Annotated in this window: 10 protein-coding genes; 2 read left to right on the top strand and 8 right to left on the bottom strand. The window is 65.1% G+C overall.

Going from position 1 to position 12826, the window contains the following annotated elements; all coding sequences use genetic code 11:
• Positions 1–97 precede the first annotated feature (97 nt).
• Entirely contained in the window at positions 98–2599 is a 2502-nt protein-coding gene (gene gyrB / locus ASD76_RS14845) for a DNA topoisomerase (ATP-hydrolyzing) subunit B (RefSeq protein ID WP_055925893.1), read from the top strand.
• A 31-nt stretch (positions 2600–2630) separates the two neighbouring features.
• Here gyrB and ASD76_RS14840 read toward each other — a convergent pair whose 3' ends face one another.
• The 5 genes from ASD76_RS14840 to ASD76_RS14820 all read right to left on the bottom strand — a co-directional run bounded on the left by ASD76_RS14840 (position 2631) and on the right by ASD76_RS14820 (position 7971).
• The gene (locus ASD76_RS14840) at positions 2631–2930 is read right to left on the bottom strand and encodes a hypothetical protein (protein ID WP_055924771.1); all 300 of its coding nucleotides are present in this window, start codon (positions 2928–2930) and stop codon (positions 2631–2633) included.
• A gap of 14 nt (positions 2931–2944) precedes the next feature.
• Entirely contained in the window at positions 2945–4546 is a 1602-nt protein-coding gene (locus ASD76_RS14835) for a carboxyl transferase domain-containing protein (RefSeq protein WP_055924768.1), read from the bottom strand.
• Positions 4546–5583 carry an alpha/beta hydrolase gene (locus tag ASD76_RS14830; RefSeq protein ID WP_055925891.1) on the bottom strand — a complete coding sequence of 346 codons (1038 nt, stop codon included), beginning with the start codon at positions 5581–5583 and terminating at the stop codon, positions 4546–4548. Before ASD76_RS14830 ends, ASD76_RS14835 begins: the two co-directional genes overlap by 1 nt.
• A gap of 15 nt (positions 5584–5598) precedes the next feature.
• A complete protein-coding gene (locus ASD76_RS14825) occupies positions 5599–6591 on the bottom strand; it encodes an alpha/beta hydrolase (RefSeq protein WP_055924765.1) in 993 nt (330 codons plus the stop codon).
• 219 nt (positions 6592–6810) lie between these two features.
• On the bottom strand, positions 6811–7971 hold the full coding sequence (locus tag ASD76_RS14820; RefSeq protein ID WP_055924762.1) for an isovaleryl-CoA dehydrogenase: 1161 nt from the start codon (positions 7969–7971) through the stop codon (positions 6811–6813).
• Positions 7972–8115: 144 nt separating this feature from the next.
• Between ASD76_RS14820 and ASD76_RS14815 the strand changes: the two genes are divergently transcribed.
• Complete coding sequence (locus tag ASD76_RS14815) at positions 8116–9618, top strand: sensor histidine kinase (RefSeq protein WP_235506777.1); 1503 nt, start codon at positions 8116–8118, stop codon at positions 9616–9618.
• Here ASD76_RS14815 and ASD76_RS14810 read toward each other — a convergent pair.
• From ASD76_RS14810 to lgt, 3 genes are read right to left on the bottom strand one after another with little or no spacing between them, the layout of a single operon-like run.
• Positions 9615–10883: an MFS transporter gene (locus ASD76_RS14810; protein ID WP_055924759.1), complete on the bottom strand. Its 1269-nt coding sequence runs from the start codon at positions 10881–10883 to the stop codon at positions 9615–9617. The genes ASD76_RS14815 and ASD76_RS14810 overlap by 4 nt on opposite strands.
• 4 nt (positions 10884–10887) lie before the next feature.
• Entirely contained in the window at positions 10888–11940 is a 1053-nt protein-coding gene (locus ASD76_RS14805) for a class I SAM-dependent methyltransferase (protein WP_055925885.1), read from the bottom strand.
• Positions 11937–12818 carry a prolipoprotein diacylglyceryl transferase gene (lgt, locus tag ASD76_RS14800; protein WP_055924756.1) on the bottom strand — a complete coding sequence of 294 codons (882 nt, stop codon included), beginning with the start codon at positions 12816–12818 and terminating at the stop codon, positions 11937–11939. Before lgt ends, ASD76_RS14805 begins: the two co-directional genes overlap by 4 nt.
• Positions 12819–12826 lie beyond the last annotated feature (8 nt).

Genomic DNA, 12826 nt, shown 5'->3' with positions numbered 1-12826 from the left:
CCCTCGAAATTGAGAGCCGAATGGACCACGTTTCGATTGTGGATGGAAGGGCCGCCAGCGGGTTCCGTAATCGTACTTCGATGCCTATATGATGGGCATGACAGAACCAGCCGAGAACATCCCCAACGCCAACGCCTATGGTGCCGATTCGATCAAGGTCCTGAAAGGCCTCGATGCGGTGCGCAAGCGCCCCGGCATGTACATCGGCGATACCGACGACGGTTCGGGCCTGCACCACATGGTGTTCGAAGTCAGCGACAACGCCATCGACGAGGCACTGGCCGGGCATTGCGACCTGGTGCTGATCGAACTCAACCCCGATGGCTCGGTCTCGGTCGAGGACAATGGCCGTGGCATCCCGACCGGGATCCACGCTGAAGAAGGCGTCTCGGCGGCCGAGGTCATCATGACCCAGCTCCACGCCGGCGGTAAGTTCGAGAACACCAGCGAAGACAACGCCTACAAGGTCTCGGGCGGCCTCCACGGCGTGGGTGTCTCGGTGGTCAACGCGCTCAGCGAATGGCTCGAACTGACCATCTGGCGCGATGGCGAAGAGCACTGGATGCGCTTCCTCAGCGGCGATGCGGAAGCTCCGTTGAAAGTGGTCGGCCCGGCACCGGCGGGCAAGAAGGGCACGCGCGTGACCTTCATGGCTTCGACCGACACGTTCAAGAACGTGACCGAGTTCGATTTCGAAAAGCTAGAGCACCGCTACCGTGAGCTCGCCTTTCTCAACTCGGGCGTCCACATCCTGCTCCGCGACAAGCGGCATGACGAGATGGTTGAGCACGATCTCTACTACGAAGGCGGAATTGCCGCGTTCGTGAAGTTCCTCGACCGCAACAAACAGCCGCTGATCCCCGAGCCGATATCCGTTTCGGCGGAGAAGGACGGTATCGGCATCGACGTCGCGCTCGAATGGAACGACTCGTACTACGAAAACGTCCTGTGCTTCACCAATAACATCCCGCAGCGCGACGGCGGCACCCACCTTGCCGCGTTCCGCGCCGCGCTGACTCGTACGCTCAACAATTATTCCGAACGCACCGGCTTGCTCAAGAAAGAGAAGGTGGCGCTGACCGGAGAGGACATGCGTGAAGGGCTGACCGCGATCGTTTCGGTCAAGCTGCCCGATCCCAAGTTCTCCAGCCAGACCAAGGACAAGCTGGTTTCGAGCGAAGTCCGCCAGCCGCTCGAAAGCCTGATGGGCGAAAAGATGAGCGAATGGCTGGAAGAAAACCCCGGCGACGCACGCTCGATCGTCCAGAAGATCGTCGACGCCGCCGCAGCTCGCGAAGCTGCGCGCAAGGCGCGCGAGCTGACCCGGCGCAAGGGCGCGCTCGACATCGCCAGCCTGCCCGGCAAGCTGTCCGACTGCCGTGAACGCGATCCCTCGCTGTGCGAACTGTTCCTGGTCGAAGGTGACAGCGCCGGCGGCTCGGCCAAGAGCGGCCGCGACAGCCAGTACCAGGCGATCCTGCCTCTGCGCGGCAAGATCCTCAACGTCGAGCGTGCGCGGTTCGACCGCATCATCAGCTCGAAGGAAGTCGGCACGCTGATCCAGGCGATGGGCACCGGCATCCGCGACGAGTTCAACCTCGAAAAGCTGCGCTACCACAAGATCGTCATCATGACCGACGCCGACGTCGACGGCGCGCATATCCGCACCCTGTTGCTGACGTTCTTCCATCGCCAGATGCCGGAGATCATCAAGGCCGGGCACCTGTTCATCGCCCAGCCGCCGCTGTTCAAGGTCAGCAAGAACCGCAGCGAGGTCTACTTGAAGGACCAGGCCGCGCTCGACCGCTATCTGGTCGAAGCCGGATTGCAGGGCCGGGTGCTAGAAACCTCGGGCGGCGCCCGCGGCGGGGCCGACCTTGCCGCGATGGTCGAGCATGCCTTGCGGATGAAGAGCCTGATGGCCTTCGTCCCGCGCAAGTACGATCCGACAGTGGTCGAGGCGATGGGGCTGGCCGGCGCGCTCGATCCGGAATCGTCACCGGCTCAACGCAGCGAAGCGCTCGCTCTCGCGGCCAGGCAACTGAAGATGGGCGATCCGGAGGCCACTTGGTCGGCCGAATTGCTCGCCGACGGCACGATCCGCTTCGACCGCGTGTGGCGCGGCGTGACCGACGCGCACCTGATCGAACACGGTTTCGTCGGCAGCGCCGAGGCACGCAAGCTGCACAAGCTGACCCAGGAAATGGCCGACGCCTACACCGCTCCCGGCCGTCTCTCGAAGGCCGGCGCAGAGCCCGAGCCCGAAGTTGAGGTCATGGCGGACGAGGGCGAAGAGACGGCCACTGCTCCCATCGCCATGGACGGCACGATCACGCGGCCGAGCCAGTTGCTCGAAGCCGTGCTGGTCACCGGACGCAAGGGCCTGTCGATCTCACGCTACAAGGGTCTCGGCGAAATGAACGCCGAGCAGTTGTGGGAGACCACGCTCGACCCCGACAACCGTATCCTGCTGCAGGTGAAGGTCGAGGACGCCGACGTGACCGACGAGATCTTCACCCGCCTGATGGGCGACGTGGTCGAACCGAGGCGCGAGTTCATCCAACAGAACGCGCTGAACGTGGCGAACCTGGACGTTTGATACCTCCTCCCCGGGCGGGGAGGATTGAAGCTCAATCCCGCACCTCGAAGTGCTGCACGCCCGGTTCCTTCTCCAGCAGGAACTCGTCATCGAAGTCGTAGTACTTGGCGACACTCACATCCTCGCCGGCAAAGCGCCTGATCGCAGCGAAGTCGTCCCAGAACGTGAGCATTTCCACATGGGTCACGTCGCCCTCGACGCGGCTCAGGCACCAGGCGCCGCGGTTGCCTTGCGTCGAGCGGTAGTCCGGCAAGGCGACCTCCTGCATCAACCGCAGGTATTCATCGGCTAGCGAATTAGGCACGCGTCCGTGCCAGCGGCGAGCGATCATGCGGGCCTCCGCGATTACATCCTGAACACGCCGAACCGCGGCACCTCGGGGATCGGCGCTTCCAGGCACGCGCTCAGCGCCAGCCCGAGCACGTCGCGCGTCTGCACCGGGTCGATCACCCCGTCGTCCCACAGTCGAGCCGTGGCGTAGTAGGGATTGCCCTCGGTTTCGTACTTCTCGCGGATCGGAGCCTTGAACGCCTCGGCCTGTTCGGGCGTCCAGGTCTCGGCGTCGCGGTGCACGGTCGCCAGCACGCTCGCCGCCTGCTCTCCGCCCATCACCGAGATGCGCGCGTTGGGCCAGGTGAACAGGAAGCGCGGCGAATAGGCGCGGCCGCACATGCCGTAGTTGCCGGCGCCGAAGCTGCCGCCGATGACGACGGTGATCTTGGGCACCTGCGCCGTGGCGACCGCCGTCACCAGCTTGGCCCCGTGCTTGGCGATGCCTTCTGCCTCGTAGCGGCCACCGACCATGAAGCCGGAGATGTTCTGCAGGAACAGCAACGGAATGCCGCGCTGGCAGGCAAGTTCGATGAAATGTGCGCCCTTGAGCGCGCTTTCGGAGAACAGCACGCCGTTGTTGGCGAGGATCGCCACCGGCATGCCCCAGACATGCGCAAAGCCGCACACAAGGGTTGAGCCGTAGAGCGCCTTGAACTCGTGGAACTCGCTGCCGTCGACGATGCGGGCGATGACTTCGTGCACATCGTAAGGGGCGCGGACGTCATCGGGGACGATCGAATAGAGGTCTTCGGCATCGAACTTCGGCGCACGAGGCTCGCGCAAATCGAACTTGGCGCCTTCATTGTGCCCGAGATGCGAGACGATATCGCGCAGGATGGTCAGCGCGTGCTCGTCGTTCTCGGCGAGATGATCTGCCACGCCCGACTTCTTCGCGTGCAACTCCCCGCCGCCGAGGTCCTCGGCGCTGATCTCCTCTCCCGTCGCGGCCTTCACCAGCGGCGGGCCGGCGAGGAAGATCGTGCCCTGGTTGCGCACGATCACGCTCTCGTCGCTCATCGCCGGGACATAGGCCCCGCCGGCGGTGCAGCTGCCCATGACACAAGCGACCTGCGGAATGCCGAGCGAGGACATCTGCGCCTGATTGTAGAAGATCCGCCCGAAGTGATCGCGGTCGGGGAACACCTCGGCCTGGTGCGGCAGGTTGGCCCCGCCGCTGTCGACCAGATAGAGGCACGGCAGCCGGTTCGCTTGCGCGATCTCCTGCGCGCGCAGGTGCTTCTTGACCGTCAGCGGGTAGTAGGTGCCGCCCTTCACCGTCGCATCGTTGGCGACGATCATGCACTGGCGGCCCGACACGCGCCCGATACCGGCGATCATCCCGGCACCGGGTACCTCGTCGCCGTAGAGCCCGTTCGCGACGAGCTGGCCGATCTCAAGGAACGGCGAACCCGGATCGAGTAACCGTTCGACCCGCTCTCTCGGAAGCAACTTGCCGCGGGCGGTGTGGCGTTCACGGCTGGCCTCTGGCCCACCGAGCGCCGCTTGCGCCACACGAGCGCGCAGCGCCTCGGCCAAGGCCCGGTTATGCGCGGCCCGCGCGCGAGCGTCGGTCCCCTCCAGATCGATCGAGCTGGAGAGGACCGGTGCACTCATTACTTGTCGAGGTGCTTGGCGAAGAACGGCAGCACGACGTCGGCGAAACGCTGGCCGATCTTGCTGACGTGGTCGCCTTCGTAGACCGCCCAGTCGTGCTCGATGCCAAAGCGGGCGAGTTCTTCATGGATCATCGTGTCGTCGCGGATCAGGCCGTCCTTGTCGCCCACGTCGGCGCCGATGGCGTCGAAGCTCTTGAGCGCATCGACGTGCGAAGCGACCATCGCCAGTGGCGAATTGTTGGCCCACTTGGCGATCACCAGCGGATCGACCGCACCATCCTTGATCGGGAAGTCGACGAAGTAGGGCGGGTTCTGCGGGTTAGGAGCCCAGGCAACCGCCGAAGCGAGGCCCGCGCGCATGCCGAAGCCCGAACCGTCGACTTTGTCATGGGGCACGCCGGCCATCGCCGTCGCGGACTCCACCGTCTCAGTGCGCGGCGAGACGCAGCAGGCGCTCTGCGCCCAGATGCTGTCGAACACTTCGGGATAGGTCATGCCCACGACCCAGGTGCCGTATCCGCCCATCGAGTGACCCGCAAGCCCGCGGCCGCCACGCGTGGCGATCGTGCGGTAGTGGCTGTCGATGTACTGGACGAGATCCTTGGCGATGAATTCGCGGAAGTTCCCGGTGGTGACCGAGTTCGAATACATGCTGCCGCCCATCTTGGTCAGCGTGTCGGGCACGACCACGATAAACTCGGTGCCAGCGGCGGCCGACTGGGCGACGGCTTCGGGCACTTTCATGAAGTCGTAGAAGTTGCGCCCGTCGATGGCGAAACCGTGGAGGTAATAGACCACCGGATAGCGCTTGTTCGGGTTGGTCTTGTAGCTCGGCGGCAGCACGACCATGACCTCGCGATCGACGGCATTGCCTTCGAGGTTGCCCTCGAGCGAGGCGCCGTGGACCTTCGGGTTCTCAACCGTGATCCCGGCCGGAACGACGGCCGGCGCCGGCGCCTTGATGTTCTGCGCGACGGCGGGCGTGACGGCCAGCGCGAGCAACGCGGCGGCAGTGGCGGTAAGTGACTTCAACATCCCCATATCCCTCAATTACTTGTCCAGGTGCTGGCCGAAGAACGGCAGCAAGTCAGTCCTGATCCGGGCGTTCACGCGGTTGCCGTGGTCGCCTTCGAAAACTTGCCATTCGTGCTTCACACCGAAGCGGTCGAATTCCTCGTGCATCCAGGTGTCGTCGCGCAGGAGGAAGTCCTTGTCGCCGACCTCGAGCCGGATCGCTTCGAGCGCGTTCATCGCCGGCAGGTACTGCGGAAGCAGCACCAGCGGCGAGTTGGCGTGGAGTCGCGCGAGCAGCAGCGGATCGACCACGCCATCCTTGACCCCGGTCGAGACGTAGAACGGCGGGTTCTTGGGATCCGGCGCCCAGGCCGACAGAGTGGCCGGAGTGGCCAGCGCGAAGCCCTGCGCCGTCGCCAGCTGCTCAGGAGTCAACGCCGCGACCGCCTGGACTTGCTCGGCGCTCATGTTCGAAGGCGAGAGGCAGCATGGCGCCATCGCGTAGATGCTCGAGAACACGCCCGGATACTTCATCGCGATCTTGAGCGTGCCGTAGCCGCCCATCGAATGGCCCGAGAGCCCGCGGCTGTCGGCGTCGGCGATTGTGCGATAGTGTCCGTCGACATAGCTGACGAGGTCGTGCGCGACATAGCGTTCGAAATCGCCCGTTGTGACCGAAGCGCCGAACATCGCGCCTTTGAACTTGGTGTAAACGTCGGGCATCACCACGATCATCTCGTTGCCCGCCGCAGCCGCGGCATCGACCGCTTCCTGGAACTTGGCCAGCCCGTCGTAAGCATCCGCCCCGACCGAGTAGCCGTGCAGGAAGTAGACCACCGGATAGCGCTTGCCCGCGTTGCTGTCGTAGCTCGGCGGCAGGAACACGTAGACATCGCGGTCGGGCGAATTGCCTTCGAGGTTGCCCTCCAGCGCGGCACCGTGGACCTTGATCTTGTCGGTCCGTGCCTCGGCCGGGACGGCAGCCAGCGTTGCGAGCGCAGCCGCGCTTGCCAGTATCGTCTTGAACATCGACCCTCCCAAGTCTTCCGTTTTTTCGGACCCTCGGTCTCGTTCGTTAGCGAACCGATGTCGAGCGGAATAACGTCGCAATTGTTCGCAGGCGTCAGACGCAACCTGCGGTGCCACACCACCTCCGTTCGTCCTGAGCCTGTCGAAGGACGCGAGCCTTGCGCCAGGCGTGGTTCGACAGGCTCACCACGAACGGAGAAGGGGTGGTTGGCTCAAACTTCAGACCCCGATCAGCTCCCTGCCAATCAGCATCCGCCTGATCTCATTGGTGCCCGCGCCGATGTCGAGCAGCTTGGCATCGCGCAGATAGCGCTCGACAGGCCAGTCAGTCGTGTACCCCGCACCGCCAAGCGCCTGGACCGCTTCGCCCGCCACGCGGAAGGCATTCTCGCTCGCCAGCAGGATCGCCCCGGCCGCATCGTGGCGAGTGGTCTCCCCACGATCACAGGCCTTGGCCACCGCGTAAGTGTAGGCCCGCGCCGATTGCAGCGCGACATACATGTCGGCGACTTTGGCCTGAATCAGCTGGAACGCCCCAATCGGCTTGCCGAACTGCTGGCGCTCGCGAACGTAGGGGATCACCGTGTCGAGGCACGCCTGCATGATCCCAAGCTGCACCCCGGCGAGCACGGTCCGCTCGTAGTCGAGCCCGCTCATCAGGACTTTCACGCCCTGCCCGACTTCACCAAGAATGTTGGCTTCGGGCACCTCGCAATTCTCGAATACCAGCTCCGAGGTGGGCGAGCCGCGCATGCCCATCTTGCCGATCTTCTGGGCCGGCTTGAACCCCGGCATGTCCTTCTCGACCAGGAACGCGGTGATGCCCTTCGAGCCCGCGGCGGCATCGGTCTTGGCATAGACCACCACGACTTCGGCTTCGTGCCCGTTGGTGATCCAGAACTTCGTGCCGTTGAGGACGAAACCGCCCTGCACCGCGTCGGCCTTGAGCTTCATCGAAACGACGTCCGAACCAGCGGCCGGCTCGCTCATCGCCAAGGCCCCGACATGCTCGCCGCTGATCAGGCCGGGAAGGTGCTTGCCCTTCTGCTCCGCCGTGCCCCAGCGGGCGATCTGGTTGATGCAGAGGTTCGAGTGCGCCCCGTAGCTGAGGCCGACCGAAGCGCTCGCCCGGCTGACTTCCTCGATCGCGATGACGTGCTCGAGATAGCCCAGGCCCAGCCCACCGTCTGCCTCCGGAACGGTGATTCCATGCAGGCCCAGTTCACCCATCGCTGGCCACAGCTCCCGAGGGAACATGTCCTCGCGATCCACCTTTTCCGCAATTGGCGCAATTTGCTCGTCGGCGAAGCGGGCCACCGAATCGCGAATCATCTCCGCATCTTCGCCCAGGCCGAAATCGAATTTGGGAGTCGCTTGCATCGAGAACCCCTTTCGAACCCGCCATAGCAAGCCGGAAGGGCCCCGAAAACGGGTTCAAACCGCACCGAGCAAGGGTTTTTCCCGAGGTGTCCTGACCTTTCTAAGGGTTGGGTATTCGTTTAACCTCGCTCCTCGGAGGGTTTAGTGAACGCGACGTCCACCCAGCTGCGGGTTGCCGAAAAGCAGCCCGCCCCAATTGACCCCGATGAGGAAGAGCGTCTCCGCATACTCCGGGCATACGGGCTGGATTCGCTTCAGGACGATCCGGAACTTTCAGCCATAGCGACCTTTGCCGCGAAGCTGTGCGAAGCGCCGGTTGCGCTCGTCAGCCTGGTGGAAGAGGAGCGGCAGCGTTTCCTGGCTCGCGAAGGGCTCGACCAGCGCGACACTCCGCGCGACGTCTCTTTCTGCACCCATGCGATGATGCATGGCGGATTGATGGAAGTTCGCGACCCCAAGTCCGACCCGCGCTTCGCCCAGAACCCTTATGTGATCGGCGAGCCTTTCGTCCGCTTCTACGCCGGGCAGCCGTTGCTGTCCGAAGAAGGCATCTCGCTCGGAGCCCTGTGCATCATCGACACGCACGAGCGCCCCAATGGGCTGACCGAGATGCAGCGCGACGGGTTGTCGATCCTGGCCCAGGCCGTCATGCGGCGGTTGCGTTCGCGCCGGCACAGCATCGCCGCGCGGCGCGAGCACGCCGAGCGCGAGACTTATCTGCGCACGCTGGCGGACTCGATCCCCGCGATCGCCTGGTCAGCCGACCCAGCGGGCAACTTCGATTACTTCAACCAGCGGATGGTAGAGTTCACCGGAGAGCCGGAGGACACCGACGGCGGTTCGTTCCATCCCGAGGATTGGAAAAAGGCCAGCGCCGCCTGGAAGCACTCGCTCGCGACCGGCGAGACTTACGAGATCGAGCATCGCCTGCGCCGGCATGATGGCGAATACCGCTGGATGATATCGCGCGCGGTGCCGGTGCGCGATGCCGAGGGCAGCATCGTCCGTTGGTTCGGCACGGCGGTCGACATCCACGACCTTTATGCCGCTTCGGAATCCCGTGACTTGCTGGCCAAGGAGCTGTCGCACCGGATCAAGAACATCTTCGCGGTTGTTTCGGGCCTGATCTCGCTCTCGGTGCGCAACCGTCCCGACGTGAAGGGCTTCGGAGACGAACTGATCGGCACGATCCGCGCGCTCGGCCGGGCCCACGACTACGTTCGGCCTGCGCAGGGCAAGCGCAGCGGCACGCTGAACGGCATGCTCAAGGACCTGTTCGGACCCTATCGCAGGGAGTCCTGCGCCAGGATCACCATCCTCGGCGACGACCTGGCGATCGCCCCGCGCAGCGCCACGCCGCTGGCACTGGTGTTCCATGAACTGGCGACCAACTCCGCCAAGTACGGGGCGCTCTCGTCCGACGAAGGCACGGTCCAGCTGACCGTGACCGACCAAGGCGAGACCATGCTGCTGCGCTGGGTAGAACGCGGCGGCCCGCCGCCCAAGACGAAGGTCAAGGAAGGGTTCGGCTCGCGCTTGGTGGAGATGAGCGTGACAGGCCAACTGGACGGCTGGTGGGAACGCCGCTTCGAACCGGCCGGGCTGGTCTGCGAGCTTACCGTCTCGCGGGCCGCTATCGCGCGCTAGGGCCTGCGCGAAGGCGCCGTCTCGCGCATCAGCACGAACACCGGCAGCACGGCGATCGCCACCGCGGCGATCATGATCCCCGGCACTGCGGGCGAGCCGGTGCTTTCCACCAGGTGCTGCGCCACGAACGGCGTCAGGCCCCCGAAAATCACCGTCGCGGTGGTGTAGCCAAGCCCGAGGCCGCTAGCGCGGCTCGTCTCGCTGAACTGCTCGCCGGTCGCGATGGCGCCAACGGCGCTCGCGCCCCCGGCCACGAAGGCGAGGACGACGGCTGCCAGCAAGGCATGCCCGGTCGACGCCCCAGCCATGAGCGTGAACATCGTGATCGGCAGGGCGGCACCAAGGATCGCCAGGCCGATCAATACGGGTTTGCGGCCCACCCTGTCCGCCAGCAACCCGACAAAGGGCGTGATCGCGATGACCGCTACCGCTGCGATGGTCGACAGCCACAACGAGTCCGCCTCACTCGCCGAGCCCACCGAAGTGAGGAACGCCGGGACGTAAGTGATGCCGACATAGTAAGTGATCGAGCCAAAGGCCGAGATCGCGAAAGCCCGCAGCAACCCGCGCCACTGGTGCGAAACGGCATGGCCCAACGGGTTAGCGGCTAGTTCGTTCGCAGCCTGTAGACGGACGAAATCGGGCGATTCCTCCATCATCGAACGGGCGAACCAAACCGCACCGGCCAGGACCGCGCCGACCAGGAACGGGATCCGCCAGCCCCAGGCTTGTAACTGGGCTTCGGACAGCAAGCTGACGGTCAGGGCCGCGACCGCCACCGCCAGCAAGGCTCCGACCTCACTGGCCGCAGCGGCGAGCGAGGCAATCAGCCCCCGCCGCTCGGGGCGCGAACCTTCGAGCAGGTAAGCGATGACGCCGGTATATTCCCCGCCGACCGAGAACCCCATCACGCAGCGCATCGCCAGCATCAGCACCGCCGCGGCCGAACCGACTTGCGCATGCGTCGGCAGCAACGCCGTGGCGAACATCGCCAGCGACATGATCGCCATCGACAGCAGCAGCATGGGCCGGCGGCCTCGGCTGTCGCCGATGTGCCCGAACACGACCGCGCCGACCGGGCGCATGACATAGGCGACGGCAGACCCTCCGAGCGTCGCCAGCAGCGACGCTTCTCCGCCGCCGAAGAACACCCGCGAAAGGACGGTCGCGAAGTAGAGGTAGAGCGTGAAGTCGTACCATTCGACCACGGTCGAAAGTGCCGCCACCAGGATCGAACGGTTCGAAACGCGATGGCCGCCCGGCATCTTCCTAGAACCCCGCCCCGTCGGGCCATGCTGGTCCGGCCAGGCCCATGACCTTGAACAGCTTGCCCATCTGCTCGTCGCCGGTCAGCCGCTCTTTCGCCCGCATCACCGTTTCGTGATGCTGGGGTGAGGCGCCGGCGAGCGTATCGGCGCGATGGTCGATCCCCATGGCTCTTAGCCAGGCGCCCTGCTCCACGGTCCCAAGCCATCGGGCACCTCGGGACAGGGCGATCTCGACCAGGATCGCGAAATCGACATGGGCGGTCAGGTCCGCTTCGCCGGGCAGCGCGAACGGATCGACCTTCCGGTGCTTCGCCAGCGCCTGCAGGGTCGAACCCGTGCGCGGTTGGGCATGGCCGTAGTCGATGAACAGCGCCGCCCCGCCTTGTTCAGCGAGCCTTCCGGCGGTTTCGGACATGATCGAGGCCGCGCCGGGACTGGTCTCGATCACCGTCCCTTCCTCGGCCTCCCTTCGCGCCTCAGGCACGGCGGCATCCATCGGCTTGGGCCCGGCGATCGGCACGAAACGACCCTCGTCATCGACCGCGACCATGATCTCGCGCCAGCCCTCGGCCGTGCGGACGAGCTGCCGCACGGTCAGCGCATCGAGGAACTCGTTCGCCACCAGCAAGAGCGGGCGATCGGTCGGGACGGTCGAGAGATCCTGATGAAACTGCGCCTGCGGCACCGCCTTCTGTTGCTGGCGTCTCAACTCGGGCGAGCCTTCGACGAGGTGCACTTCGGGCTCGAGACCGAAGCGCATCATCGTTCGCAGCGCGTCTGCCGCCAGGGTTCCGCGACCCGGCCCGAGTTCGACGTAGCAGACCTTTGCCGGGCGTCCCCCGCGGTCCCAGACGTCGGCAAGCCACAGCCCGGCCATCTCGCCAAACATCTGGCTGATTTCGGGCGCGGTGATGAAGTCGCCCTCGGTGCCCAAGGGGTCGCGGCTGGCGTAGTAGCGGGCGTTCGATTCACCCATGAACTGCGCCACGCTGATCGGTCCGGTGGCCGCGATCAGCCGCCGGAAACTCTCGGCCAGCGAGGCCGGTTCCGTCATGCCGCTGCCGGCTTGATTCCGCTGCCGAGCGCAGGCCGCTTGAGCGACCATGCGATGAGGGCGAGGCCGGCCAGAATCAGCGGAATGCTGAGCCACTGCCCACGGCTAAGGCCGGTATCGACCACCATCCACGCCAGCTCCGCATCGGGCTCGCGGAAGAATTCGACCACGAACCGCGCGCTGGCGATGAGTACTGTGAACGTGCCGACCAGCAGGCCGGGGCGATAACGGGCGCGCGTCCGCCAGAACAGCGGGAGCATGATGGCGATGACCAGCAGGCCTTCGAGCACCGCTTCGTAAAGCTGGCTCGGGTGGCGCGGCAGGCCGTACGGGTCGCTCGGGAAGATCATCGCCCAGGACACGTCGGTCTGGCGGCCCCACAGCTCGCCGTTGATGAAGTTGGCAATGCGCCCGAAGAACATGCCGAAGCCGACGTTGACCGAGATGTAGTCGCAGGCGCGAAGGAAGCTGAGCTTCCCGCGCCACGAGACCCAGGCGATCGCCAGCGTGGTGCCGATGACCCCGCCGTGGAAGCTCATGCCCCCGTCCCACAGCCGCAGCAGGTCCCAGCTAACCGTCTCCGACGGCGTGAAAGTGGTGAACAGTTCCGGCTTGTAGAACAGCGCGTAGCCCAGGCGGCCGCCGATGATGACACCGAGCGTGCAGTAGAAGAACAGATCGTCGACATGACGCTGCGCCATGGGGCTGCCGGGCGCCTTGACCATCTTGGACAAGTGCCACCACGCGGCCATGATCCCCGCGAGGTAGGCCAGCGAATAGAACCGCAGCGTGAAGAAGCCGAGGTCGATCCCTCGCGTCAGGCCAAGGTCTTCGAAGTGGATCGCATTCTGAGTGGCGACGGCCAGCAAATCGAACATCGTGCGTT

Source organism: Altererythrobacter sp. Root672 (assembly GCF_001427865.1).
In the GTDB taxonomy this organism is placed as follows: domain Bacteria; phylum Pseudomonadota; class Alphaproteobacteria; order Sphingomonadales; family Sphingomonadaceae; genus Croceibacterium_A.
This window is presented reverse-complemented; position numbering and strand designations above follow the sequence as displayed.